22 protein-coding genes are annotated in these 26,667 nt (G+C 62.8%); 16 read left to right on the forward strand and 6 right to left on the reverse strand.

Annotated elements, in window-relative coordinates; translation table 11 throughout:
* Window positions 1-16: 16 nt before the first annotated feature.
* Window positions 17-784, forward strand: coding sequence for a FadR/GntR family transcriptional regulator (locus QOV41_RS01930; protein ID WP_284579163.1), 768 nt, complete (start codon window positions 17-19; stop codon window positions 782-784).
* A gap of 71 nt (window positions 785-855) precedes the next feature.
* Complete coding sequence (locus tag QOV41_RS01935) at window positions 856-1,209, forward strand: VOC family protein (RefSeq protein WP_284579164.1); 354 nt, start codon at window positions 856-858, stop codon at window positions 1,207-1,209.
* 149 nt (window positions 1,210-1,358) lie between these two features.
* Here QOV41_RS01935 and QOV41_RS01940 read toward each other — a convergent pair whose 3' ends face one another.
* Genes QOV41_RS01940 through QOV41_RS01950 form a run of 3 tightly spaced genes read right to left on the reverse strand, consistent with a single transcriptional unit; the run spans window position 1,359 to window position 4,285 of the window.
* The gene (locus QOV41_RS01940) at window positions 1,359-2,372 is read right to left on the reverse strand and encodes an SDR family oxidoreductase (RefSeq protein ID WP_284579165.1); all 1,014 of its coding nucleotides are present in this window, start codon (window positions 2,370-2,372) and stop codon (window positions 1,359-1,361) included.
* A gap of 40 nt (window positions 2,373-2,412) precedes the next feature.
* Entirely contained in the window at window positions 2,413-3,417 is a 1,005-nt protein-coding gene (locus QOV41_RS01945) for a Gfo/Idh/MocA family protein (protein WP_284579166.1), read from the reverse strand.
* A gap of 58 nt (window positions 3,418-3,475) precedes the next feature.
* The gene (locus tag QOV41_RS01950; protein ID WP_284579168.1) at window positions 3,476-4,285 is read right to left on the reverse strand and encodes a siderophore-interacting protein; all 810 of its coding nucleotides are present in this window, start codon (window positions 4,283-4,285) and stop codon (window positions 3,476-3,478) included.
* Window positions 4,286-4,429: 144 nt separating this feature from the next.
* On the opposite strand from QOV41_RS01950, the gene QOV41_RS01955 reads away from it, so the two are divergent.
* Window positions 4,430-5,398 (forward strand): zinc-binding dehydrogenase, encoded by a 969-nt coding sequence (locus QOV41_RS01955; protein ID WP_284579169.1) that lies wholly within the window; start codon window positions 4,430-4,432, stop codon window positions 5,396-5,398.
* Here the strand turns inward: QOV41_RS01955 and QOV41_RS01960 are convergent.
* Complete coding sequence (locus QOV41_RS01960) at window positions 5,395-6,711, reverse strand: NAD(P)H-dependent oxidoreductase (protein WP_284579170.1); 1,317 nt, start codon at window positions 6,709-6,711, stop codon at window positions 5,395-5,397. The genes QOV41_RS01955 and QOV41_RS01960 overlap by 4 nt on opposite strands.
* Window positions 6,712-6,854: 143 nt before the next feature.
* Here QOV41_RS01960 and QOV41_RS01965 point away from each other — a divergent pair, with 143 nt between their 5' ends.
* The 4 genes from QOV41_RS01965 to QOV41_RS01980 are packed head-to-tail and all read left to right on the forward strand — an operon-like array spanning window position 6,855 to window position 10,406.
* Window positions 6,855-7,145 (forward strand): STAS domain-containing protein, encoded by a 291-nt coding sequence (locus QOV41_RS01965; RefSeq protein ID WP_284579171.1) that lies wholly within the window; start codon window positions 6,855-6,857, stop codon window positions 7,143-7,145.
* The gene (locus tag QOV41_RS01970) at window positions 7,142-7,510 is read left to right on the forward strand and encodes a response regulator (RefSeq protein ID WP_284579172.1); all 369 of its coding nucleotides are present in this window, start codon (window positions 7,142-7,144) and stop codon (window positions 7,508-7,510) included. Before QOV41_RS01965 ends, QOV41_RS01970 begins: the two co-directional genes overlap by 4 nt.
* 41 nt (window positions 7,511-7,551) lie before the next feature.
* Window positions 7,552-9,864 (forward strand): chemotaxis protein CheA, encoded by a 2,313-nt coding sequence (locus QOV41_RS01975; protein WP_284579173.1) that lies wholly within the window; start codon window positions 7,552-7,554, stop codon window positions 9,862-9,864.
* A 53-nt stretch (window positions 9,865-9,917) separates the two neighbouring features.
* On the forward strand, window positions 9,918-10,406 hold the full coding sequence (locus QOV41_RS01980; RefSeq protein WP_284579174.1) for a chemotaxis protein CheW: 489 nt from the start codon (window positions 9,918-9,920) through the stop codon (window positions 10,404-10,406).
* A 65-nt stretch (window positions 10,407-10,471) separates the two neighbouring features.
* Here the strand turns inward: QOV41_RS01980 and QOV41_RS01985 are convergent, their stop codons facing one another.
* Window positions 10,472-11,644, reverse strand: coding sequence for a GAF domain-containing sensor histidine kinase (locus tag QOV41_RS01985; RefSeq protein WP_284579175.1), 1,173 nt, complete (start codon window positions 11,642-11,644; stop codon window positions 10,472-10,474).
* Between the two features lie 97 nt (window positions 11,645-11,741).
* On the reverse strand, window positions 11,742-12,095 hold the full coding sequence (locus tag QOV41_RS01990; RefSeq protein ID WP_284579176.1) for a hypothetical protein: 354 nt from the start codon (window positions 12,093-12,095) through the stop codon (window positions 11,742-11,744).
* Window positions 12,096-12,254: 159 nt separating this feature from the next.
* Between QOV41_RS01990 and QOV41_RS01995 the strand changes: the two genes are divergently transcribed.
* The 9 genes from QOV41_RS01995 to QOV41_RS02035 all read left to right on the forward strand — a co-directional run bounded on the left by QOV41_RS01995 (window position 12,255) and on the right by QOV41_RS02035 (window position 26,638).
* Window positions 12,255-12,845 (forward strand): chemotaxis protein CheD, encoded by a 591-nt coding sequence (locus QOV41_RS01995; RefSeq protein ID WP_284579177.1) that lies wholly within the window; start codon window positions 12,255-12,257, stop codon window positions 12,843-12,845.
* A gap of 188 nt (window positions 12,846-13,033) precedes the next feature.
* Window positions 13,034-14,548: a methyl-accepting chemotaxis protein gene (locus QOV41_RS02000; protein ID WP_284579178.1), complete on the forward strand. Its 1,515-nt coding sequence runs from the start codon at window positions 13,034-13,036 to the stop codon at window positions 14,546-14,548.
* A gap of 44 nt (window positions 14,549-14,592) precedes the next feature.
* Complete coding sequence (locus QOV41_RS02005) at window positions 14,593-15,438, forward strand: CheR family methyltransferase (RefSeq protein WP_284579179.1); 846 nt, start codon at window positions 14,593-14,595, stop codon at window positions 15,436-15,438.
* Window positions 15,435-16,484: a protein-glutamate methylesterase/protein-glutamine glutaminase gene (locus QOV41_RS02010; protein ID WP_284579180.1), complete on the forward strand. Its 1,050-nt coding sequence runs from the start codon at window positions 15,435-15,437 to the stop codon at window positions 16,482-16,484. Before QOV41_RS02005 ends, QOV41_RS02010 begins: the two co-directional genes overlap by 4 nt.
* 115 nt (window positions 16,485-16,599) lie before the next feature.
* Window positions 16,600-16,989 carry a response regulator gene (locus tag QOV41_RS02015; protein WP_284579181.1) on the forward strand — a complete coding sequence of 130 codons (390 nt, stop codon included), beginning with the start codon at window positions 16,600-16,602 and terminating at the stop codon, window positions 16,987-16,989.
* A gap of 242 nt (window positions 16,990-17,231) precedes the next feature.
* Complete coding sequence (locus QOV41_RS02020) at window positions 17,232-19,760, forward strand: methyl-accepting chemotaxis protein (protein ID WP_284579182.1); 2,529 nt, start codon at window positions 17,232-17,234, stop codon at window positions 19,758-19,760.
* Window positions 19,761-19,901: 141 nt separating this feature from the next.
* Window positions 19,902-21,992: a methyl-accepting chemotaxis protein gene (locus QOV41_RS02025; protein ID WP_284579184.1), complete on the forward strand. Its 2,091-nt coding sequence runs from the start codon at window positions 19,902-19,904 to the stop codon at window positions 21,990-21,992.
* Between the two features lie 155 nt (window positions 21,993-22,147).
* Window positions 22,148-24,247 carry a methyl-accepting chemotaxis protein gene (locus QOV41_RS02030; protein WP_284579185.1) on the forward strand — a complete coding sequence of 700 codons (2,100 nt, stop codon included), beginning with the start codon at window positions 22,148-22,150 and terminating at the stop codon, window positions 24,245-24,247.
* A 348-nt stretch (window positions 24,248-24,595) separates the two neighbouring features.
* Window positions 24,596-26,638: a methyl-accepting chemotaxis protein gene (locus tag QOV41_RS02035; protein ID WP_284579186.1), complete on the forward strand. Its 2,043-nt coding sequence runs from the start codon at window positions 24,596-24,598 to the stop codon at window positions 26,636-26,638.
* The last annotated feature ends 29 nt before the right edge of the window (window positions 26,639-26,667 follow it).

A 26,667-nucleotide genomic window follows, 5' to 3' on the forward strand; every position in this document is an offset into this window, starting at 1 on the left:
TACCAAAAGGGGCGGGATGACCGAAGAGCGGCGGACCACGGGGGAGTTGATCGCGGCGATTGCCGGCCGCGTGCCGCTGCGCAACCTCCACTCGCAGGTGCTCTGGCAGCTGGGCGTCGCCATCGTACGTGGGGATTATCAGGAAAACAGCATCCTGCCGCCCGACGCCGACCTTCTGGGGCGCTTTGGCGTTTCCCGCACCGTGTTGCGCGAAGCCCTCAAGACCCTTGCGGCCAAGGGCATGATCGAGCCGCGGGCGCGCATCGGCACCCGCGTGCTGCCGCGACGGCGGTGGAACCTCTTCGATGCGGACGTGCTGTCTTGGCACTTCGAAACGGGGCCGGACGTGGCGTTCCTCCGTAGCCTTGCCGAGGTCAGGATCGGGGTGGAGCTTGAGTCGGCCGCTCTGGCGGCGGAGCGCCGAACCGAAGAGCAGGCGCGGGCTTTGCTCGACTGCGCGGCGAACATGGGTGCGGCGACCAGCGCAGTGGAGTTCGCGCGCGCCGACCTCGCCTTTCACCGGATCGTGGCGGAGGCTTCGGGCAACCCGTTCATGGCCTCGATTAGCGCTTTGGTAGAACTGGCGCTGACGGCATCCTTCACCATCAGCTCACCGGTCGAGGAGCCGGCGCTGCTCGAAGCGGCGGTGCTGTCCCACCGGCGCATCGCCACGGCTATCGCCGAGGGGCGGGCGGACGAGGCGCGCGCCGCCATGCGGACGGTGATTTCCGAAGGGCTCGCCCGGGCCGCAGGCAAACTGGAAGCAGCTTCTCCTCTGCGGTAGTTTTTTTCGGCGACCGGCGTCGAAACCGAGCACCTCCAATCGTCGTCAGGTACAGCAAGGGAGTTCCGAACATGAACACGATGGCAGTGCAGGGAATCTTCGCCTCATCCGTGGTCCGCGACATTGATGCGGCGCTAGCCTGGTACGAAAAGCTGCTGGGGCGGCCCGCGGATGACCAGCCCATCCCAGGCATGGCGCAATGGCGCAACATGGGAGCCGCAGGCTTCCAGCTCTGGGCGGACGAGACCCGTGCCGGCAAGAGCATCACGACTATCGTGGTATTAGATCTGGCGGCAGAGCAGGCACGATTGGCAACTCATGAGATCTCCCTGGTGAACGAAGCCCAGGGACCATTCGGCGCCGTAGCACAGGTGTTCGATCCCGAAGGAAACAGAATAAACTTCGCCCAGCCACCGCAGGGCTGACGTTCTGTAGGGATGCCGGAATGGTGGAGCTGAGCGGGAAACCCGCTGACCTCGCTATTGCGAACGACGCGCTCTCCCAACTGAGCTACAGCCGCGTTCTGACGGTGTCAGATATGGACAAATCGGCACTGAGGGCGAGGGCTCCGGCTCTAGACGAGGTTGAACTGCTCCAGGCTCTTGCCAGTCGCAATGGCGCTCTCTCCAGCGGGAATGAGAGGGCGGTTCAGACGGGCGGGGGCGCGAGTGCCGTCCAGACGCTTGATGGCACCGAGCTCGGAGAGATTGTCGCGGATCTCTGAATTGAACCTTGCGGCTAGGCGCACCACCCAATCGGGTATTTCGTGCCGGGCAATGCGCCGGTGAGGGAAGGCGGAGCGGAGGAGATCGGCGATCTGCTTGAGCGAGAGCGTGTCGACGGCGGCGATGCAGCGCTGGCCGCCCGCTGCGGGATTGATCATGGCATCCACATGGAGGGCGGCTATGTCTCGAACGTCCACCACAGAGGCATGGATACGCGGCAGGACGGGCATGAAGCCTTTGAGCATGCCCTGGATGATGGCGGCCGAGGTGCCCGGATCCTCATCCAGGAGCGGCCCGAAAATGCCCGCTGGATTGATGACGGCGAGATCATTGCGGCGGCCAGCGGCCTCCATGAGCCGCCAACCCTCCTGCTCGGCTAGGGTCTTGGAACGAGCATAGGCGCCGACTCGGGCATTGTCCGTTTTCGTCCAATCGGCCTCGCTCAGCGGGCGGTCGTAGGAGGCGTGGCCATATTGGATGGCCGCAATCGAGGAGGTGAGCACGACCCGTTCGACCTGCGCGGCGAGCGCGGCCTCGATGGCGCGGCGGGTGCCTTCCACCGCTGGGCGGATCAGCTCCTGCGGGTCCTTGGGGACGCGGAGCACGAAAGGCGAGGCTGTGTGCTGGAGATAACGGCAGCCGGCCATCGCTGCGGCCCAGCCCTCATCCTCGAGCAGGTCCAGCGCGACGAATTCCAGCCGAGAGACGTCCGCGCCGGCGCGGGCGAGCGTATCGCGAACCTTGTCGGCCTTATCGAGGCTCCGCACGCTGCCGCGTACCATGTAGCCAGCCTGGAGCAGTTGCAGGGCGACATGACCGCCGACAAAGCCGGAGATGCCGGTGAGGAGAACGCGATCTGACATGGACAGTCCTTCGGTTGCACTCACCGGCATATGGGTTTGATTAGACCTTAGCCCAAGCCCCGGTCTTCTCGCTTTCAAAGATCGCGTCCAGCACTTTCATGGAAGCAACGGCATCCTCAACGCCCCAAGGCAGCTTCTGCTCCCCGAGGACGGCGAGCGCAAAGGCTTCGGCCTGTTCGGTATACTGGTCGCAAGCGGGCAGAATTTCGCGACGGGCGAGCGAGCCGTCAAAAGGCGCACCCGTGTCGACCGTTATCGCCGTGCGTTCATTGGGTGGCGCGTTGAAGGGGATGATGATTTCAAGCTTGGCCTTGGTGCCCAGCACCTGCACGCGCTGGTGCCCGGCGGCCTGGGTGGAGCAGACAAAGCTCAACTGCCGGCCACCGCCGAAGTCCGCGATGACGCTGGCGAGGCGATCGGTTTTGAAGCGAGGGTCGCGCTCCACCAGCGAGACCACGCGCTCGGGCTCACCCTCGAAAAGGAAGCGCCCGGCGGTCACCGGATAGCAGCCGATATCCATGATGCCGCCGCCACCGATATCGGCCATGTTGCGCACATTTTGCGGATCGTCATTGTGATAGCTGAAGATGGCGTTGATGGCGCGCACCTTGCCCAGCTCGCCCGAGCGGATGATTTCGCGGGCACGCTGCCACTGGGGATGAAAGCGCACCATGAAGGCTTCGAGCACGATGCGATCGGGCGGGCACTCGCGCAGTTCCTCGGCCTGCCTGGCGTTGAGCGCGATGGGCTTTTCGCACAGCACATGCTTGCCAGCCTTGGCCGCTGCCACGGTCAAGGGCACATGGAGGTGGTTGGGGAGCGGGTTGTAGATCGCATCGATCTCGGGATCGGCAAAGAGCTCCTCATAGGAACCGTAGGCCTTGGCAATGCCAAGCTGGCGGGCTGCAGCCTCGGCTTTGGTGAGGTCGCGCGAGGCAATCGCCACCACTTCAGAGTGGGGTGACTGCTGGATGGCAGGGGTGACCTTTTGCATGCCGATATTGGCGGTCGAGAGAATGCCCCAGCGAACTTTCTTGGTGCTCATGCTTGCCTCCGATTTTCGGCGGAGACTTAGCCGGGGCGGAAGGCCTTGGCTAGGCGGCTCAGTGTGGTTCCTGTGCGTCGGCGACGCCAAGCAGCCAATAGCCGGCCGCTTTGACATATTCTGGATCAAAGCCGCGCTCGCTGGTGAGGTGCTCGCGCACCGCTTTGCTCATGCGGCTTTCGCCTGCGATGTAGGCGTAGGCGACGCCCTCCGGCAGCTGCATGGCCTTGATGGCCTCGAGCAGGAGCGTGTTGTTGCCGGCCGGTGCCCCATTGCGATTGATGTAGGTGAGCGCGAGATCGGCTTTGGTGTCGAAGCCCTGTTCTTCCGCCGCATCGGCGACCTCGATAACCGCAACAACCTTGCTGTCGGCGGGGTATTGTTCGATGGCCCGTCCCATGGCGGGAAGAGCCGTTTCATCGCCAACCAGCAGATACCAGTCAAACGTGTTGGGGATTACCGAAGAACCGCGGGGACCACCGATGACGAGCTTGTCGCCGGTCGTGACCTGGGCCGCCCAGGAGGAAGACGGGCCATCCCCATGGAGCACAAAATCCAGCACGATGGTGCCGGCTTCGACATTGAAATAGCGCGGCGTGTAGTCGCGCATTTCCGGCCGCTCGCCCGGCGCGAATTCAGCGCCGCGGGGGCCAATGGGCACGATCTTGGGCTCTACGCCCTTGGGAAAGAAGAACGCCTTGATATGATCGGCATAGGCGGGGGAGGCGAACCCTTCCATGTCGCCGCGTAGACTGATCCGACGCATCAGAGGGGTAATGTCCTCTACTGCAGTCACCTCGAGCAGGCGCATGCGGGTTTCGTGGCGCATGCGGATGGGCGCGCGGGGATCGGTAGCGGTTTCGGACATGTGACATATTCCTGATCGTGCTCATCAGGATTTATCGAAGCGAGTGGCGGCGATCAACCCCTCTGGTCTCTTTGGGCGCACTCCCCTGTTGCTGGGGAAGGGCAATGCCTATCTGGCAGGCAGACAATTTAAAGGGAAAACCACATGCGCAGTGTTATTTACGAGGCTTTCGGCGCGCCGGAGCAGGTCCTGCAACTTGGTGAGCGGCCAAGGCCCACGCCCGGGCCAGGCCAGGTGCTGGTGCGAATGACGCTGTCGCCCATCCACAATCATGATCTGATGACCGCTGCCGGAAGCTACGGGTTCAAACCCCCTTTGCCCGCGGCGGGGGGAACCGAAGCGGTGGGGGTAGTCGAGGCCTTGGGCCCGGGTGTCGAAACGCTTAAGGTGGGCCAGCGTGTAGCCGGCGGCGGCAGCGAAACCTGGGCGGAATATTACCTGGTGGATGCCGAACGAGCGCTTCCAGTGCCCGATAGCATTGACGATGAAACGGCGTGCCAATTGTTGTCCATGCCGCTTTCGGCCAAGATGATCTTGTTTACGCTGGGGCTCAGCAAAGGCGACTGGCTGGTGCAGAACGCGGCCAATGGCGCGGTGGGCAAACTCGTGGCGCAGTTCGGCAAGGAACAAGGGTTCAAGGTCTTGGGCCTCGTGCGGCGCGACGGAGCCGTCAAGGAGATGGAAGCACTGGGCATCAACCGGATCGTTTCCACCGAAAGCGATGGCTGGGTGGAAAAGGCGCGTGGTCTGGTCGGGAATGGCGCGATCCGACATGGCATCGACTCGCTGGGCGGGGACGGCCCGGCGCAGCTAGCCGAAGTAATGGCAGACGGCGGTACCATCACCAATTTCGGTGCGATGACGGGCCGGAGCTTAAGACTAGCGCCGAGCCTATTGTTGTTTCGGCAGATGACGGTGAAAGGGTTCTGGGGCGCCAAACCGGGTGTGCCACCCCAGGAAATTGGCCGCATGCTCGGCGAGTTGGTGGCAGATGCCGCCGCGGGCAAGCTGCGCCTGCCCGTTGATGGCATTTATCCGCTGGCCGATATTGCCGCGGCGGTGAAAGCCAGCGCCGAGCCCGGCCGCAAGGGCAAGGTGGTGCTGAAGGCCTAAACGAGCCCCAGCATGCGATCCTGCTCCTGACGCAGGGCGAAGAGCCGCGTGGATGTGTCCGGCTGGCTGTTGGCGCTGGTGAGAAGCTCGCCCTTCTTCACCGGCGCAGTGACCTTGCCACCCTCGAGGAGGCCAACCGGTAGCGCTTGCTTGTCGCGGGCATCGGCAATGGTCATGGTGAAAGAGCGGTAGCAGGTTTCACCGATGGCATCGAAGGCCTCGCCAGGGGCAAGATCGCGCTTGGCAACGGCACAGACTTCCGCAACCGGCCTGGGCAGCGGCACCATGTCGGGCTTGCCCGTCAGCATGATGCGCGCACAGGTCAGCGGGACCTCGAGGCTGGTCAGGTGATAGGGCCGGAAGAAACTATAATAAGGGCCGCGTCCGATATGGAGGTCATCCATGCGCTCGATGATGCGCGGATGCTCGGCCTTGACGATGACGAAGACGCCAGGGGCGACGCCCTTGCCGACGGTGAAATCGACAACGCCGGGCTTGTGGAGGATACCACCATCCTCGCGCGGGATCAGCACCTTGGCCATGTCGTCGCGATCGGCGGCCGGTCCGTGCATGCCTGGCACGTCGGGCACGAGACCGGTGGCGTTGGCGATTGCGCACATCTCGACCATGGTCTTGGAGCCATCGACGAACTCTACCAGCATGCGCGGGTTCATGTTCCGCCGCTCGGCTTCCGCGCGATAGTCTTCCGGCACGGCATCATGCCGCAGCGGATTGTTCTTGCCCTTGCCGGCCGCCACGATGGGTAGGCCCAGCGCCGAGACGAACTCGATCAGCTCCATGCAGGAGCTGGGTTCGTCGCCCGCGCCCACCGAATAGACCACGCCCAGCCGGTCGGCCTGGGCCTTGAGATAGGGGCCAATGGTAACGTCGGCCTCGACATTCATCATCACCAGATGCTTGCCATGTTCCATGGCGAGCAAGTCGTAGTCGGCAGCAACGCCCGGCTTGCCGGTGGCATCGATGACCACGTCGATATTGGGTGTAGTGACCAGCGTTTCGGCCGAGGTGATGGCGATCTTGCCCTGTTCGATAGCCGCCGTCGCGGCGGCGGGGCTGTCAGCGGTCTTGCCCTTGCTGTCTTCGCCATAGGCAATGCGCATAGCCTCGAGCGCCGTATGCGGGCGGCGGGTGGCGATAGCGGACATTTCGATGCCGCGCATCAAACTCATCTGGGTGACAAGATCGGTCCCCATCTCGCCCGAGCCGATGACGCCAACACGGACGGGCTTGCCGGCATCGGCGCGGGCCTGGAGATCACGGGCGAGGCCGGTGAGGGCGATTTGAACGGTCATTGGCAGTTCCGGCTAAAACACCTTTCTGCGTTACCCTCCCGCTTGGCTTCACCGCAAGGAAAAGCTGTGCGAGCCGCTTAGCACTTCTTAAACCGTTCCGGGGGAAACTGTCGGCGGAGAGAACTCCAGGGGCATTCAGAAATATGGTCAGCAAAGCCACGAAGCCGGTTGCTTTGCCAGCGGTGGTCGATCTCGACTCGCTGGACGGCATTCGCGATCAATTGCTTGATGCGATCGAGGAGGGGCCGGTCAGCGTCGCGGCAGATGGGGTGGAGCGCGTGTCGACCAACGCCTTGTTCATGCTGCTGAGCGCAGCGGAAACCTCGCGGAGAAGCCATTTCGAGTTCGCAATTGAGCGGCCGAGCGCGGCGATGTCAGCCGCCATCGAGCGCCTGGGCCTGGGTGCTCAGTTTTCGGGGATGATCAGAGGATGACGAGTTTGCGGGTTCTGACGGTGGATGATTCCAGGACCATCCTGGCAATGTTGCACCACACGCTGAGCAATGCGGGCTTTGAGGTGCTGCAGGCCGAGGACGGCAAGCAGGGGCTGGACATGCTCAAGAACGAAACCGTGGACGTGGTGATCACCGACATCAACATGCCGGTGATGGACGGCATCGAGTTCATCAAGCAGGTGCGCGCTAGCGGGCAATATCAGAGCCTGCCGATCCTCATTCTGACCACCGAGACGAGCCAGGACAAGCGCGACCAGGGCAAGGCTGCTGGCGGCACCGGCTGGATCGTGAAGCCCTTCGACCCCGAAAAGCTGATTTCGGTCATCCACCGCGTGGTCCACTAGCCTTTTTATTCGAAAACCCAGAAGGGTTGGATTGAACGCAGATGAGCGACCTCGACGACTTCAAAGCCACCTATTTCGACGAGTGCTCCGAGCTCCTTACCGAGCTTGAAGAGCAGTTCGCGGCGATCGAGGCTGGTGAACGCGATGCCGACCGGCTCAATGCGGTGTTCCGCGCCATCCACTCGATCAAGGGTGGTGCCGGTGCCTTCGGCTTTTCGGCGCTGGTCGGGTTCGCCCATGCCTATGAGACGCTGCTCGACTATGTGCGGGATGGCCGCATCGAAATGAGCGACGACGTCGTGGCGCTCTGCATCCGGGCCAACGACATCGTGGCCGATCATGTCAACGCAGCCCAGACCGGGGAAGCTCTGCCGGGAGATTATGGGCAGGAAGAAAAGGCCCGTTTCGACGCGCTGGCGCGGGGCGAAAAGGCCGACGACGAGGACGATCTCTCGGGTGAGCCGATGGACGAGTTCGACATCGAATTTACGCCGGTGCGGGTCGATCTGGATGCGCCCGCGGCCGGTGAAGCGCCGGTCGAGGACGCCTTCGACACGCCGCCGCTTCAGGCCGAAGCTGGACACTGGGAAGTTCGGTTCACGCCGCATCGTGCCCTCTACGCCCGTGCCAACGATCCGCTCCTCTTGTTCCGGGAACTCGGCGCCCTGGGCGAGATGGATGTCCGGCCGATCCTGCGCGACATTCCCGCTCTCTCCGATTTCGAGCCCTTTGCGGTCTATTGCAGTTGGGAGATCACGCTGGTGGCTCCCGGTCTCAGCGAGGCGGCCATCCGCGAGGTTTTCGAGTTTGTCGATGGCGACTGCGAGATCGTGGTGACGCAATTGGGTGACGAGGCGGCACTGGGTGCAGCCTCTGCGTCCCTTTCGGCGGCGATCGAGACGGCAGTCACCGCTCCGGTCGTCCAACTGGGTGCGGCCGACCTGCTGGCGCTTGCCGATGACGAAATGGAAGACTTGGCAGATGCCGCATTTGCGCCAGAGGCAGCAAAACCGGCCGAGGCAGACGAGTTCGAGGAAGCGCCGGTCTTGAGCTTTGCAGCGATTGCCGAATCGATCGCACCACCGCCTGCGCCGGTCAAATCAGCGCCGGCGGCCGTCAGCAAACCGGCGGTTGCCGCTCCAAACGAGGGTGATGAGGGGCATGGCCGCAGTGTCGGCGTACAGTCCATCCGCGTCGATCTCGACAAGGTGGATCGCGTGGTCAACATGGTGGGTGAGCTGGTGATTACCCAATCCATGCTGACCCAGCAGATGGATGAGACCCTGCGGGCCCGCTATACCGAGCTGGTTCGTGGCCTCGAAGTGCTGGCGCAGACCACCCGCGGGTTGCAGGATTCCGTCATGGCAATCCGAGCTCAGCCCGTGAAATCGGTGTTCAGCCGCATGCCCCGTCTGGTGCGCGAACTCGCCACCAAAACCGGCAAAAAGATCAAGCTCGAAACGGTGGGCGAGAATACCGAGATCGACAAGACGATCATCGAGCAACTGAGCGATCCGCTCACGCACATGATCCGCAATTCAGCCGATCATGGCATCGAAACCCCGGACAAGCGCACCGCGCGCGGCAAGGCCGAAACCGGTGTCATCAAGATTTCCGCCGAGCAGGCTGGCGGCAACATCCTCATCGTCGTGGAAGACGATGGTGCCGGCATCAACCGCGAACGCGTGCTGCAACTGGCCCGCGACAAGGGCATCGTTGCCCCCGAACTGCAGCCGACCGACGAGCAGATCGACCAGCTCATTTTCGCCCCTGGCTTCTCCACAGCCGAAGCGGTGAGCGATATCTCTGGCCGCGGGGTCGGCATGGACGTGGTGCTTTCCAACATCAAGAAGATCGGCGGCTCCGTGCATGTCCGCTCCTGGCCGGGCAAGGGCACGCGGATGACCCTGCGCCTGCCGTTGACGCTGGCGGTGCTCGACGTGATGCTGGTCAAAGTCGGGGTGTCGCCCTATGTGGTGCCGCTCTCCTCGATCGTTGAAACCATCCAGTGTTCGCGCGCCAGTTTTGAGCGCGTGCCCAGCGGCGGTAAGGTGCTGCAGGTGCGCGGGGAATATGTGCAGGTCATCGACCTGGCCCAGCGCTTCGAGTTGACCACCACGGTCGAAGAAGACAACCGCTTTGTCGTGCTCTGCGAGGCAGAGGGTTCCGCCAAGGTGGCGCTGATTGCCGATGACATAATCGGGCAGCAGCAGGTGGTCATCAAATCGCTGGAAGAGAATTTCGAGCGGGTCGAGGGCATTGCCGGCGGCACGATCCTGGGCGACGGCAATGTCGCGCTGATCGTCGACGTGCAGGGCCTCAGAACCTCTATCGTTCACCGAAATGCAGCCTAAGCGGCTGATTGTACATGCGTAGCCGACCAGAAGGGCGGCAGAAAGGCTAGACTATGGAAGCGCTCAGTCTCAAGGACGACCTCGGCGACAAGACGGCGATGGCGGCGCACAACAGCCTGCAACTGATCGCCTTTTCGATCGGCGAGCAGACCTATGGCGTCGAGATCACGACCGTGCGGGAAATCCGCGCTTGGAATGGCGCCACGCCCCTGCCGAACACCCGTGAGTTCGTGCGCGGCGTCATCAATCTGCGCGGTACCATCGTGCCGATCTTCGACCTCCGCGCCCGCTTCGGCGATGGCCAGACTTCGCCCACCAAGAACCATGTCGTGGTGGTGATGAGCGTAGGCGAAAAGTGGGTCGGCATCCTCGTCGACGCTGTCTCGGACATTTTGACGGTCAGTCGCGATGACATCCACAATGTCCCGGAAGGCAATTCAATCGACACCGAACTGCTCAACGGAATCGTCACCCATGATAGCCGGATGGTGGGTCTGATCGACCTTCATGCGGTGGTCAGCGGCGCGCGGATGGATGGCTGAGCTCAGCCGACGATGATCTTGAATAAGGGGCGCTGAGGCGCCCCTTGTCTTTTCAGCGGCTCAGATCAGCTGAGTGGCATGTGGAACGTGAAGCACGTCTCCTCGGCATCTGAAGTGACCTCCAGATGACCACCATGGGCTTCGGCGATCTGCGAGGAGATGTAGAGCCCCAGCCCCAGGCCTTCGGACGACCCAAACTCGCCGCGCTGAAACGGCTGGAAGAGACGCGGGATGGCGGCCGGCGGAATGGGGGGGCCGGAATTGGCGACGGCCAGAAGCAGGCAAGTGTCGGTCGTCGAGAGCTTCACCCGAACCGGCTCATGATCGGCGCCGTGGGTCACGGCATTGCCTAAGAGGTTTGAGAACATCTGGGCGATGCGCCCATGATCGACATTGGCCACGATACCGGCGGGGATTTCGGCGGAGATCTCGACCTCGGGGTGCCCGCTCCGGATTTCGGCGATGACTTGTTCCAGGGTCTGAGCTAGGGGCTGATCGGCAACTCGATTGAGGCCCAGCCCGCCGCCGAGGCGACCGCGGGCAAAGTCCATGACATTGTCGATCAAGCCGGACATGCGCGTGACGGCGGCACGCATGAGGTGGATGGTCTTGGTCGAACGCTCGGATTGCGGCTCGCGCAACAAAATGTTGGTGCCACCCTGAAGCGAGGCGAGTGGATTGCGCAGATCGTGACCAAGCACGGCGATGAATTGCTCGCGCAGATCCGATGATGCTTGCTGGTCAAAGAGATTGGACTGTGCGGCGGCAAGCTTCTCATTGGCGTCGAGGTGGTGGGCGATGAGCTCGGCGAAGACTCTGAAGGTGCCAATAATTTCCGGCGACTTCACGCTCGCGGGCGCTGCACTGATCGCGCACACTGTGCCGAAGAATCTCCCATCCGGAAGAAGAATGGGCACTGAGATATAGCTTTGCAGCCCATAGAGCTTGGGCGTGTGGTGCTGGGCATAAATCGGGTCATCGGCCACATTGTCGATGGCGATGACTTCCCGATGCTGGCGAATCTCATGGCAGAGGGTGGTTTCAACCTTGAGTTCCCCGCCGTCGGGCAGCCCGAAGTCGACATTGTCCAGCACCTTGCAAGCGATCCAGCGGTCCTCGGTCACCCGAGCGACTGCGGCAAAGCCCATGCCGGTAAGCCGGCAGACGATATCAAGAATGGTGGGGACGGCCGCGACAGCGTGCACGGCATCTATGTCGGATTGAAAGTCGTGGCTCATGATCTCAGGTCGTCGCTCGTGCGAAGACGTTAGACCATCGCTATGGGTCTGTCATGCCAGCAGAAGCCGGAAAATGCCTGATGCGGATTGATCCAAGCTAAAAGAGCTCGGCGTCGCCATGGCTCTGATGGGCTGCTACGCCAGACAACCCGGGCACGCGGAGCTCGTCAAGCGTCAGACTGGCCCAAATCTCGTCATAGACGCTATCGGGTGCATTGGGCGGGAGGAGCGCGAATTGCCGAACGGCAAGAGCCATGTTGTGGCAGCGCTGCTCGATGCGGTCTTGGCCCTGCAGGGCCGTCACGATCATCTGCACTGCTTCGCGGACCGTGGGGTCCTTGCTCAGGTTCCGGTCTGCCAGCATCGCGAGGGCATCGGTTATTCCATCCACCATTGAGGCCGTCTGGCGGGCGGTCTCGTCGAGTTCTCGCGCAAGCTTGTGCAGTGACATTCGGTAACTTCCTATCCCGGTCCTACAATAGCGGGACATTCCTAAAGCACTTCTTGCCGGCCGCAGTCTTGCCACAGGCTTGCCCGGCTTGGTTAGCGATTGGCTAACGGGTTGCGGCTAGTGTGCCTGGGTTGGCGCTTATGGGTACGTACAAAGACTATGGCACTACCGACTTCTCTGCCGCCCGAATTCGATCGCGGGGTGGTGACGACCGTACATCAAGGCGACTGCCACGTTTCCGATGCTGCTGACCTCACCTACTCAACCGTATTGGGGTCGTGTATTTCGGCCTGTGTCCGGGACCGGGTAGCCAATGTGGGCGGCATGAATCACTTCCTGCTTGCCGAACAGTCTGGCTCGGCCAAGGACCGCTATGGTGCCTCGGCTCGCTACGGAGCCTTTGCCATGGAGCAACTGATCAACAAGGTGCTGACGCGCGGGAGCGGCAAAAAGGCGAACCTCGAGATCAAGGTGTTCGGGGGCGGCAAGATCAACGCGGCCCTCGACGACGTGGGAGCCAAGAACATCGAGTTCGTCCGCGAGTTCCTGTCAGCGGAAGGCTATATCGCCGCCAGCGAGGATCTGGGCGGGACCTTCGCTCGGCGCGTGCTGTTCAAGCCGCATTCGGGGCGCGCCTTCGTCAAGCGTCTCGACAGCGATCTCGGCGCCAATGTGGCGCGCGAAGAACTCGCGATTGCCCGCCGTCGTGTGGTGGTGCCAGCGCCAGTGGACGATATCGAGCTGTTCTAGCATCTCCTCGGGTGCCAAGGGCGAGCCGTTCTGACTGCTCGCGGCGCCGCAAAGTGTTACGGCAATGTTCATCTTCCTTGCCGAAGTGTTCGACCCGTTCGGCCTCCTAGAGGTTTGATTAACCATTCCGGTTATATGGTCCTTAACCATGTTGAACACGCCTATGCTCAGTTTTGGACGGGACGGCCATGGCTAATCTGCGATTCGCGTTGATCGCCTCTGCCTTTTGGCTCTGCGCCTGCGCACTGGTTGGGGGTTTGTTGCTCGTCCTAGGCGTGGGCCCGGCATGGTTGGCCGGAACAGGCAGTGCGCTAGCTCTGGCAGTGGCTGGCAGCATTGCGCTGGGTGGCCATTATGATCGCGAAGAGCACAAGACGCTCAGCGCTGTGGCGCAGGCGGCGGGCCTCAGCGATCATCCCGAGGACAGCCTCACGATAGCCGGTATCGTCGAGCGGCTCGGGCGCCGCCTGGAACGGGCACATCATTTCAAGGCTGCGATTGCCAACCTCAAGCAGCCCGTGGTGGTAGTGGCCGAAGACGGCACGCTGTTGGCGGTGAGCAAGGGCGTCAACCAGCTCGCCAAGGGTGCGGTCGAGGGGGAAACGCTCGATACGCTTATGGGCGACGGCTATCTCACAGGCGGTGGTGGTGCCGCCGAAGAAGGCATGGTCCTTGTCGGCCGCCGGCGATTTGAAGTGGTCAGGCGTTCGCTGCCGGGCGAGCGCTATGCTCTCGAACTGGTGCCCGCGGGCAGCTATATCGAGGATGATGAACTTGATGCGCTGGTGAGCGCCCTGGCTGCCGGGCAGACCGGCTTTCGGTTCGAGGACGCGGCCGCGGCGCAGAACGGTGCGCTGGCGGCGCTCAACAGCGGCCTTGAGCAACTCGATCGCGGCTTCCAGCAGCTCGAGCGGGTGATGCAGGGTGACGCCGAGATGCCCGACGCAATGGAAGGCCCGCTCGCCCATTTCGCCTTGCGCATGGAAGAATTCGCCCAGGATGTACAAGCGCAGATCGAGGACGAGCGCCAGTTGCGCGCCGAGGTCGAGCAGCGGCTGGCGCAAGTGGCGCAGCTGGTGAAAAGTCTCGAGAAGCGAGCATCGCAGGCGGGAACACTGTCGGACCAGCAGAATGGCGAGCTGACGGCCGCGCAGGAGGCCATAGCTGCTGGCCATAATGGCCTTGCTGCGGCGCGCCATCGAGGCCAGGAAGCGCAGAGGCTTGCCGGGGAGGCCGAACTCGCTGCGCGGCGTGCGAGCGCCGTGGCCGACGAGATCGACCACATGACAGTTGAAGTCGACAAGATGGTCGCGGCCATCGAAGATGTTTCGTTCCGCACCAATCTCTTGGCCCTCAATGCGGCAGTGGAAGCGGCGCGTGCGGGCGAAAAGGGCGCTGGCTTTGCTGTGGTCGCCGACGAAGTGCGCCAGCTCGCGCAGGTCACGAACCGTTCGGCCAAGGATATCCGCACGGTGGTAAGCCGCGGTCGCGCCCAGGCCGCTACCGGCGTCTCCGAAGCGCAGGCGCTGCAAAAAATGATCGCAGGGTTGGAAGAGCATTTACGCAATCTAAGCAATGAGACCGATACCATTGCCCTCAAGCTGGACGAAGGGGAGGAGGCGCTGCGCCGGCTCTCTGCCCATCCGGCGGCACAAAGTCAGTCGGCCAAGCTGCAAAGCATGCCGCGCCGGTTGAGTGCATAGGCGGCGGCCCAGAATGGGCCTGCCGAGGAACAGGGTAGGCCACAATGGACCAGGGAGAAATCTCCCTTAGCGAACGCGAGTTCTCAAGAATCAAGAACCGCGTTTATCGGGTTGCCGGAATATCGCTCAGCGATGCCAAGCGGACCCTCGTCATTTCGCGCTTGAGCAAGATTGTCCGGTCGCTGGGGCTTGCTAGCTTCGACGCCTATGTCGACTATCTCGAGCATGGCGGATCGGCAGCGGACGGGCAGGACTTCGTCAACGCGCTCACTACCAATCTCACGCGCTTTTACCGCGAAGACCACCATTTCGAGCATCTGCGTTCCTATGTGGGTGGGTTGATCGCCAGCAAGCCGCGCAGCACGCGGTTGCGCATCTGGTCAGCGGGTTGCTCGACGGGGCAGGAGCCATATACGATCGGGCTCGATCTGCTTGCGGCTTTTCCCGAGCTCAAGCGCTGGGACTTCAAGATCCTGGCGACCGACATCGACACCGCCGTGATCGCCAAGGCGGCGGGCGGGATCTACCCGGAAAACGAACTCAGCGGGCTCTCCGCCGAACGCGCCCGGCCATTCCAGCGGCTAGGTAACGGCACCATCAAGGTGCCCGAAGCGGTGCGTGAACTGGTCTCGTTCAAGCCCCTGAACCTGATCGGCCCCTGGCCCATGAAGGGGCCTTTCGACGCCATTTTCTGCCGCAACGTGGCGATCTATTTCGACAAGCCCACCCAGGGCGAGGTGTTCGGCCGCTTCAACGCGCTGCTGGCGCCCGAAGGGTTCCTCTATATCGGCCACTCCGAAAATCTCGGGTCTGGCGGGGACGGGTTCCGCCTCGTGGGCAAGACAATCTACCAATCCAAGCTCCAACTGAACAAACGAGAAGCCGCATGAGCATCAAGGTCCTGGTCGTCGACGATTCGGCGCTGATCCGCGAGGTGCTGACGCGCATGTTGAGCCGCGACGGCGACATTGAAGTGGTGGGCACGGCAACCGACCCGATCGACGCGCGCGAAAAGATCAAGGTGCTCAACCCCGACGTGGTGACCCTCGATATCGAAATGCCCAATATGAATGGGCTGCAGTTTCTCGAAAAGCTGATGCGGCTGCGGCCCACCCCGGTGGTAATGGTCTCGACCCTGACCACCAAGGGCGCCAGCGAAACGCTGCTGGCACTGGAACTGGGCGCAGTGGACTTTGTCGCCAAGCCCAGCGCTGAATTTGCCGGCGGCATCGAAGTCTTTGGTGCGGGGCTGCGCGACAAGATCCGTGCGGCGGCCCGCTCCGACGTGCGAGGGCGCGCCGCTGGCCGCGCGGAGCCGGCCAAGGTGCCCATCAAGACGGCTGCGGCACCTGAAGGATCGCTCATTGCGATTGGCGCCTCGACCGGTGGCGTTGAGGCGATCCGTGCCGTGCTCTCGCAATTGCCGGCGGATTGCCCGCCCGTGGTGATCGCCCAGCACATGCCGGCCGGCTTTACCGCCCGTTTCGCCGCCCGCCTCGATGAACTCTGTGCGCTCAAGGTAGTGGAGGCCGAGGACCGGCTGCCGCTCCTGCCCGGACATGCCTATGTGGCGCGCGGGGACTATCATTTGCGCGTCGAGCGTACCTCGGGGCAGCTCAAGGCGCGGCTAACCCAGGACGAGCTCGAATCAGGGCATCGGCCCAGCGTGGACGTGCTGTTCGGGTCGGTGGCACGCACGGTCGGCCCAATGGCGGTCGGTGCCATTCTCACCGGTATGGGCCGGGACGGTGCACGCGGCCTCAAGCAGATGCGCGACGCCGGCGCCTTTACCGTGGGGCAGAGCCAGGCCTCCGCCCTCGTCTATGGCATGCCCCGCGTGGCTTTCGAGGAGGGGGCCGTGGTGGAGCAGGCTCCGGTGGAAGCCATCGCCGGTCGCCTCGTCACCGCGCTGATGCGGCTCAGATCGGCCGCGTGAGGGCAGTCCCAGTGCAATGCCGAGCGGGCAATTGAGAGAATTGTAACGCTTGGGACCATACAATTTCAGGCACATACGGGGGAACTGACCCCGGCGCCAAGAAGGTAACTAGACCATGCCAAAAGCCAGCGCTGTCAGCGTCCTGATCGTCGACGACCAGCAGTCCATGCGGGGAATTTGTAAGTACATTCTCACGCAACTGGGCTTCAAGGACATCATCGAAGCCAAGAGCGGTCGCGATGCTCTGGGCAAGCTCGAAAAGAGCAATGTCGATCTCATCATCTCGGACTGGAACATGGAAGACATTGACGGGCTGACCCTGCTCAAGGTCATCCGAAAGCATCCGCGCACCCAGGCCATGCCGTTCATCATGGCGACCGGCCGCTCCGACAAGGAGCAGGTGAAGGAGGCGATCTCCTGCGGTGTCAACAACTACATCATCAAGCCGTTCGACGCCTCGACCATGAAGAAGCGCATCGAAGCGGTGATCGGCGCGCTGAGCTAGCTGCGCCTCGAAGAACTCGATGGAAAGGCCGCCCGCAGGGGCGGCCTTTTTCGTTTGGCGCCCAAAGATTGGGCAGCGCCGCGCCGTGCGTAAGGAGTGGTTAAGCGCCGCACGCTATCGTTTTGGCGGGACCGGCACTTGACCGGAGTGGAGGGATAGGCCGCCAACCCGCGCCTGGCGCTGGGTGGATCTTGCAGCGCAGGGCGCGCGAGCTGGCGGTCGCTAGAGGAGTTACGTGATCGATGGGGATCCTGCCGCAACTAAAGATTGCTCAAAAGCTGCCATTGGCGCTGGTGGGCTCGGCGCTGCTGGTCAGCGCGGGCGTGGGCATTGCGAGCTACATGATCGGGTCCGCTACGGTGGTCGACCTGTCGCAGCGGCAGATCGGCACCATTGCTTCGCACAGTGCCGAGACGCTTGAGGATTACTTCTCCGGCCTCTCCGATGCATTGCTCAATCTGGCCGCCGGCGATTTCGCGCAGACCGCCGTCCGCGACATGGCGCTCTCCTGGGACCAGTTCGGCGCCGAAGACCCGATCACCACTATTCGCACCGCCTATATCGACGAGAACCCCAATGAGGGTTGGTCGCGGATCGAACTGGTCGAGCCGACCGGGGCCAAGCGCAATTATTTTGACTTCACCCACATCAAGGTGCATCCGCAAATCCGCCAGCAGATGCAGACCGGTGGCTTCAGCGACCTCTACATCATCGATCTCAAAGGCAATGTCGTTTATTCGGCCGCCAAGCAGGACGACTTCGCCAGCAATGTCGCCGAAGGAGGCAACAACGCGGATTCAGCTCTCGGGGAATCCTATCGCACCGCCGCCGCAATGACCACGCGGGGCGAGATCGCCTTTACCGACTTCACCTCCTATGCGCCCTGGGGCGGGGCGGCGGCCAGTTTCATGGCCGTGCCGGTGTTCAATGCCCGCGACAAACTGCAAGGTGTGCTGGCGGTTTCCGTATCAAGCGACGCCATCAATGCGGTGCTCGCGAACAATGAGGGTCTGGGGGAAACCGGCGAAGCGTTTTTCGTTGGCTCGGATTATCTGATGCGCTCGGATTCGCCGTTCTCGGCCGAACCGGACCAGCTCGTAACCGAGTTCCGCAACCCGGTTGTCGAGGCCGCCTTGGCCGGGCAGGAGGCCTTTGGCACCACTTCGGACTATCGCGGCGTGGACATGCTCATAACCGCCGAGCCGGTATCGTTCGCCGGCACCAATTGGGCGGTGGTGACCGCGGTAGGCGCGGACGAGGCGTTCGCCCCGGTCGCCGAGATGCGCAACATGATGCTGGTCATAGGTGGCGCGCTGCTCGCGATTGCAGCGATCGCCGGCTATTTCTTCGCCCGCTCTGTCAGTCGCCCGATCAGCGGGCTTACCGGCACCATGCAGGCTCTGGCCGATGGTGATCTCGATGTCGATGTTGCCGGCCAGTCTCGGCAGGACGAGATCGGTGCCATGGCGCGCGCGGTCGAAGTCTTCCGCGAAAACGCTCTCAAGGTCACGGAGATGACCGAGGCGGAAGCCGCGCAGATCATCCGCACCCAGGCCGAACGCAGCGCCATGATGCAGGAACTGCAGCGCGCCTTCGGCCAAGTTGTCGATGCGGCGATCGCGGGTGACTTCCGGCAGCGCGTCGATGCCGAGTTCCCTGACGAAGAACTCAACGCTCTTGCCCGCTCGGTCAACAACCTCGTGGCGACCGTCGATCGGGGCGTCAGCGAAACCGGTACCGTCCTCGCCGCTCTGGCGGATACGGACCTGACCAAGCGCATGGAAGGCGAGTACGAGGGCGCTTTTGCCCGGCTCAAGGCCGACACCAATGCGGTGGCGGAAAAGCTCGCCGATATCGTCGGGCAGCTTAAGGACACCTCGCGGACCCTTAAGACCGCGACGGGAGAAATCCTCTCGGGCGCCAATGATCTCTCCGAGCGCACCACCAAGCAGGCGGCAACCATCGAGGAAACCTCGGCGGCGATGGAGCAACTGGCCTCGACCGTCCTGCAGAATGCCGAGCGGGCCCGCGAAGCCAGCGACGTTGCCTCGGGCGTGACCCGCACTGCCGAAGAAGGCGGGCAGGTGATGGATGAAGCTACCCAAGCCATGGAGCGGATCACCCAGTCGTCGGCCAAGATTTCCAACATCATCGGGCTGATTGACGACATCGCCTTCCAGACCAATCTCCTGGCGCTCAATGCCTCGGTCGAGGCAGCGCGCGCGGGTGATGCCGGCAAGGGCTTTGCCGTGGTGGCGGTGGAAGTCCGGCGCCTGGCCCAGTCGGCAGCGTCGGCCTCCTCGGACGTCAAGGCGCTGATCGAGCAATCGGCCAGCGAGGTCAAGGGCGGCTCCAAGCTGGTCTCGGATGCGGCCAGCAAGCTCAGCACCATGCTCGAGGCGGCGCGTACCTCCAATGAGCTGATGAAGGGTATTGCCCGCGACTCCAAGGAGCAGGCGTCCTCGATCGAGGAGGTCAACACCGCCGTTCGCACCATGGACGAGATGACCCAGCACAATGCGGCCCTGGTGGAAGAGATCAACGCCGCCATCGAGCAGACCGAGGCGCAAGCCACCGAACTCGACCGGATCGTCGATATCTTCGCCATCGACGAGGCAGCTCCTGTGCATGCGGCCGCACCACTGGCACCCAAGCCTGCCGCCCGCATCGCCACGGGCGCCAAGGCGCTGCAGGACAAGCTGCGCACCGCGACAAAGTCCTATCTCAGCCACGGCAATGCCGCGGTCGATACAGACTGGAGCGAGTTCTAGGACACTTTCTTCCTTTGACGACCGCAAGAGGCGCCCTAGTGGCGCCTCTTGCTTTTGAGCGGGAGAAACCAGCCATTAAGAGGTCATGCCTAAACTTCCATACAAGAGCGGCACAGGAGGGTGCTGCGGGGGAGTTTTTTCATGCGAAGAATTCGCAGCCTCTTTGGCAATTTCAGCATTACCGCGGCGATGAGCGCGCTGGTCTTTTCCAGCATCCTCATCACCATCCTCGCTTTTTCGGCGGGCGGGTATTTCAATTTGCGCCAACAGGCGCTCGGTCAAGCCGTTGCGCAGCAGCACGCGGACTTGCAGGTCGCCGGTACAATCCTCGAAAAACGGCTTAACGGGTCGGTGCTGACCTGGGCCGAGGACGGCTCCATCGGCGCCTTCCAAACCTATAACCTACCGTTCTTCCACGACACCAGTGCGGTCGACTCCGTATCGCGCATCACCGATGGTGCCGTCGCCATCTTCGGCTTCGACGCCGCCACATCCTCCTTTGCTGCCAAGTCGTCGAGCTTCGCGACGCCAGAGGGTGAGCGGGCCAAGGACTTCGTCCTCGATACCGCGTCACCCGAGCACCAGGCCCTTGCCGCAGGGCAACCCTATTTCGGTATCGTTGCGATGGAGGGCATGCGCCTGTTTGGGTCCTTCCAGCCTATTTTGAACCTGCAGAACGAGTTGATCGGCGCCTTCTTTGTCGGCAGCGATGCCGCAGCCGTCGATGCTGCAGCCAATGCGGCCATCCCTGGCATGGCGATGATGGGCGTGGTGCTGTTGGTGGTGATGGGCGCGCTTTGCGTCTTCGTAACACGACAGCTCACCAAGCCCATTCCGCGCATTGCGGCTGCCATGTCCTCTATCGCAGAGGGCCAGTACGATACCGAGGTGCCCTACACCGAGAACGGCAACGAGGTCGGCAACATGGCCCGCGCCGTCGAGGTGTTCCGCGAGAACGGGCTGCGCGTAAGCCAGATGACGGAAGCGGAAGCCGCGCGCATCGTGGCCGAGCAGGAAAGCCGGCAGCGCATGATGAGCGAACTCCAAAGCGCCTTTGGCCAGGTGGTCGACGCCGCGGCGGCGGGCGATTTTACCTCGCGGGTGGCGGTAGAGTTCCCCGATCCCGAGCTCAACAGCCTCGCTGGCGGCGTGAACAACCTCGTCGGGACCTTTGAACGCAGCATCACCGAGTTGGGTACCGTCCTCGCCGCTCTGGCGGATACGGACCTGACCAAGCGCATGGAAGGCGAGTACGAGGGCGCTTTTGCCCGGCTCAAGGCCGACACCAACGCAGTGGCGGAAAAGCTCACCGATATCGTCGGGCAGCTTAAGGACACCTCGCGGACCCTCAAGACGGCGACGGGCGAAATCCTCTCGGGCGCCAATGATCTCTCCGAGCGCACCACCAAGCAGGCGGCCACCATCGAAGAGACCTCGGCGGCGATGGAGCAGCTGGCCTCGACCGTCCTGCAGAATGCCGAGCGAGCCCGCGAAGCCAGCGATGTTGCCTCGGGCGTGACCCGCACTGCCGAAGAAGGCGGGCAGGTGATGGATGAAGCTACCCAAGCCATGGAGCGGATCACCCAGTCCTCGGCCAAGATCTCCAACATCATCGGGCTGATTGACGACATCGCCTTCCAGACCAACCTCCTGGCGCTCAATGCCTCGGTGGAAGCGGCGCGCGCGGGTGATGCCGGCAAGGGCTTTGCCGTGGTCGCGGTGGAAGTCCGGCGCCTGGCCCAGTCGGCAGCGTCGGCCTCCTCGGACGTCAAGGCGCTGATCGAGCAATCGGCCAGCGAGGTCAAGGGCGGCTCCAAGCTGGTCTCGGATGCGGCCAGCAAGCTCAGCACCATGCTCGAGGCGGCGCGTACCTCCAACGAGCTGATGAAGGGTATTGCCCGCGACTCCAAGGAGCAGGCGTCCTCGATCGAGGAGGTCAACACCGCCGTTCGCACAATGGACGAGATGACCCAGCACAATGCGGCCCTGGTGGAAGAGATCAACGCCGCCATCGAGCAGACCGAGGCGCAAGCCACCGAACTCGACCGGATCGTCGATATCTTCGCCATCGACGAGGCAGCTCCTGTGCATGCGGCCGCGCCACTGGCACCCAAGCCTGCCACCCGCATCGCCACGGGCGCCAAGGCGCTGCAGGACAAGCTGCGCACCGCGACTAAGTCCTATCTCAGCCACGGCAATGCCGCGGTCGATACAGATTGGAGCGAGTTCTAAGACGTACTTTCCAGGCGAGACGTGAGGCCCCTCGGCCGCTGTCGGGGGGCTTTCCCTTAGATACCCGAGCCCTGCAGCTTAAAGGTTCGCTAAGTCTAATCCGCTACTTCTTTGTGCAAGAGCGTGGTTGGGCACGCGCAGCAGAGGAATGGGGCATGTTCAAGCGAGTCGGCCAGGCGGCGGGCAACATCAAGATGACGACCAAGATCGCGGCTCTCGTGATTTCCGCTGTCATCTTGTCGGTGGCGGTGGTTGTGGCCACCATCTTCTTCACCTTCCTTGGGGCGACGCGCGATCAGGCCCTGGAGCAGCAGGCAGTCAACCTCAAGACCGCCGCCACAATCCTTCAGGGCTCCCTTGCCGCCGCCGAAGTGGCCTGGACCGAGGACGGCGACATTGACTCGATCAGCACCTGGGCGATGCCCCGCCGGTTCATCAACCATGACATGGTGGACTCCATCGCGCGCGTTACGGGACAAGCGGCAACCATTTTCGGCTGGGACGAGACGCTCCAGGACTTTGTGCGCATGTCGACCACCATTGTGGGCGAAGACGGCGAACGCATCCTGGATACAACCCTAGGGCAGGATAGCACCGCCTATGCGCCCCTTATGGCTGGCGAAACCTATCAGGGCGAGTCAGTGATCGTGGGCCGCCCGTACTACACTGCCTACGAGCCAATCCTCGACCAGGGCGGCAAGACGCTGGGCGTGCTTTTTGTGGGAACAGACAAGCAGCAGGCGGAAGCCGTTGTCTACCAGATCGTGCAATTGCTGCTGATGGTCGGTGCCGCCGTGGTCGCTGTCCTGGCGGTGCTCGGCTATTTTGCCTCGCGCCAGATGATGAAAGCTATTCCTAAGCTCGCGCAAACCATGCGTGTCGTGGCTGACGGCGACTACGAGGCCGAGGTGCCGTTCTCTGGCCGCGGCGACGAGATCGGGGACATGGCTCGGGCGGTCGAAGTGTTCCGCGCCAACGGCCTCAAGGTCAGCGAGATGACCGAGGAAGAACGCGCAGCCTCGATCCAGCGACGGGCCGAACGGACCGACATGATGGTGGCTCTGCAGGCCGCCTTCGGCGAGGTGGTGGATGCCGCGATTGCCGGGGACTTCTCCAAGCGCGTCCATGCCGAATTCCCCGACCAGGAGCTCAATGCCCTGGCCGGCAGCGTCAACTCGCTGGTGGAAACGGTGGATCGCGGCATCAACGAGACCGGCGAAGTGCTGGATGCGCTCGCCAATACCGACCTCACCAAGCGCATGCATGGCGACTATCAAGGAGCTTTCGCCAAGCTCAAGGAAGATACCAATCGGGTGGCCGACAAGCTGACCGACGTGGTGCGCCAGTTGCGCGATACGTCGCGGACGCTCAAGACGGCGACGGGGGAAATCCTCTCGGGGGCCAACGATCTATCCGAGCGGACCACCAAGCAGGCGGCGACCATCGAAGAGACCTCGGCCGCCATGGAACAGCTTGCCGGTACGGTGGCAGAAAACGCCCGCATGGCGGAATCGGCCAGCGGCAACGCGCAGACCGTCTCGCAGAAGGCGGCCCAGAGCGGGGAGACTATGAGCCAGGCCAATGTGGCCATGGAGCGGATCACCCAGTCCTCGGCCAAGATCTCCAACATCATCGGCATGATCGACGACATTGCCTTCCAGACCAATCTGCTGGCGCTCAACGCCTCGGTGGAAGCGGCGCGTGCCGGCGATGCTGGCAAAGGCTTTGCCGTGGTGGCGGTGGAAGTGCGCCGCCTGGCGCAGTCCGCCGCCTCGGCCTCCTCGGACGTCAAAGCACTGATCGAGCAGTCCGCCAACGAAGTGACCGGCGGCTCCAAGCTCGTGTCCAACGCTGCCGAGCAGCTTTCGGCGATGCTGAACGCCGTGGAAGAAAACGCTACGCTGATGGTGTCGATTGCCAAGGCGAGCCGCGAACAGGCCGCTGCCATCGACGAAGTAACGGTTGCGGTGCGCACGCTCGACGAGATGACCCAGCACAATGCGGCGCTGGTGGAAGAAACCAATGCTGCCATCGAGCAGACCGAAGGCCAGGCCAATGAACTCGACCGCGTAGTGGCCGTGTTCACCACCGGCGATGAGGCAGCGGCGGGTCGCACTTCAGCACCCGTCCGGGCTCAGCCCAATCGCGTTGCGGCCGGCGCCAAGGCACTGCAGGACAAGCTTGGTTCGCTGACCAAAAAAACCTACCTGAGCCATGGCAATGCCGCGGTGGATACCGACTGGAGCGAGTTCTAGCACGCGCTCGAAGCGGGGGTAATCGAGGGGCTTCCTCGCACTACATCAGGAACACGCATCAGGGGTGCCGTTGGGCACCCCTTTTTGTTTTGTGATCGCGCTGGATCGTCTCGGCGCGGAATTTTTACCGCAGATTAAGGACAAGCTGAGATCGTGCGGGCTGGAACAACGATACCAAGCTGAGCCCGAAACCCGCGCGGTGCAACCGCACCCGGGACCTGCCAATCCGTCATTCCAGACATAGTCTACCCAACGCAGTCGCTGACTGCGCGAGCCCTGCCGCTCGTGCGTTCGCCGCTGCCATCGCATCGTCTCGCCTCCCTGGAGAGGCTACCAAGGAGCCTTGCCGTGTTCAGCGCTTTCACTAGCAGTATCGCCCGTCGGCTTTACGCGCTGATTGTCATCTTCGCCATCGGGTTCGCCGGCGTGCTGGCCTACCAGCTCTATACGCTGCGCGAGAATCTGGATGCTTTCAAACGCACAGAATTGCAGAGCGTCGTACAGGGCGCAACCAGCATAGCCCAGACCTATTACGACCGTGCCCAGGCCGGCGAATTCAGCGAGGAAGAGGCCAAGACCCTGGCGCTCGAGACCCTGCGCGGCTTCCGCTATCAGGGCAGTGAATATGTGTTCGTCGACACGTTCGACATGGTCCTGCTGATGCATCCGACCAAGCCGGAGAAGCAGGGCAGCAACCGTGCCATCGAAGAGGATGGGCGGGGGAAACTCTTTATCAAAGAGATGGTGACCAACGCAAAGGCAAACGGATCGACCTTTGTCACCTACCTCTTCAAGTCACCCGACGGCGGCTCGTTCGACAAGATCAGCTATGCGCAGGCATTCGAGCCTTGGGGGTGGACCATCGCCTCGGGCGTTCTGATGACGCAGGTGGACGCGATTTTCACCGAAGCAGCCACCATCAGCGGCATCATTGCCTTCGGCGTGACGCTCCTGCTGCTGGTGATCGGAATATTCATCGCCCGCTCGATCAGCAAGCCACTGGCCAAGCTCAACAACGACATGGTGCGCATCGCCGGCTGCGATTTCGACGTCGTCCCCGCCGGCATGGATCGCCCCGATGAAATCGGGGACATGGCCCGGGCGGTCGAAGTGTTCCGCGCCAACGGCCTCAAGGTCAGTGAGATGACCGAGGAAGAACGCGCCGCCTCGATCCAGCGACGGGCCGAACGGACCGACATGATGGTGGCTCTGCAGGCCGCCTTCGGCGAGGTGGTGGATGCCGCGATTGCCGGGGACTTCTCCAAGCGCGTCCATGCCGAATTCCCCGACCAGGAGCTCAATGCCCTGGCCGGCAGCGTCAACTCGCTGGTGGAAACGGTGGATCGCGGCATCAACGAGACCGGCGAAGTGCTGGATGCGCTCGCCAATACCGACCTCACCAAGCGCATGCATGGCGACTATCAAGGAGCTTTCGCCAAGCTCAAGGAAGATACCAATCGGGTGGCCGACAAGCTGACCGACGTGGTGCGCCAGTTGCGCGATACGTCGCGGACGCTCAAGACGGCGACGGGGGAAATCCTCTCGGGGGCCAACGATCTATCCGAGCGGACCACCAAGCAGGCGGCGACCATCGAAGAGACCTCGGCCGCCATGGAACAGCTTGCCGGTACGGTGGCAGAAAACGCCCGCATGGCGGAATCGGCCAGCGGCAACGCGCAGACCGTCTCGCAGAAGGCGGCCCAGAGCGGGGAGACAATGAGCCAGGCCAATGTGGCTATGGAGCGGATCACTCAATCGTCGGCCAAGATCTCCAACATCATCGGCATGATCGACGACATTGCCTTCCAGACCAATCTGCTGGCGCTCAACGCCTCGGTGGAAGCGGCGCGCGCTGGCGATGCTGGCAAGGGCTTTGCCGTGGTGGCGGTGGAGGTGCGGCGCCTGGCGCAGTCAGCAGCGTCGGCCTCCTCGGACGTCAAAGCACTGATCGAGCAGTCCGCCAACGAAGTGACCGGCGGCTCCAAGCTCGTGTCCAACGCTGCCGAGCAGCTTTCGGCGATGCTGAACGCTGTGGAGGAAAACGCTACGCTGATGGTGTCGATTGCCAAGGCGAGCCGTGAACAGGCCGCTGCCATCGATGAAGTGACGGTCGCTGTGCGCACGCTCGACGAGATGACCCAGCACAATGCGGCGCTGGTGGAAGAAACCAATGCTGCCATCGAGCAGACCGAAGGCCAGGCCAATGAACTCGACCAAGTGGTGGCGATCTTCACCACCGGCGATGAATTGACAGGCATGCAGCAGGGCGTACGGTCCAGAATTGCTCCGGCCCAGCGAAAGCCTGCTGCAAAAGCACAAGTGAAGCAGGCCGCGAAAGCCTATCTCAGTGATGGCAATGCCGCTATCGCCGCAGACTGGGACGAGTTCTGAGCGCTGCTTCCGTGACATGCGCATGACAG

It is taken from the genome of Devosia sp. RR2S18, from assembly GCF_030177755.1.
Lineage (GTDB): Bacteria > Pseudomonadota > Alphaproteobacteria > Rhizobiales > Devosiaceae > Devosia > Devosia rhizosphaerae.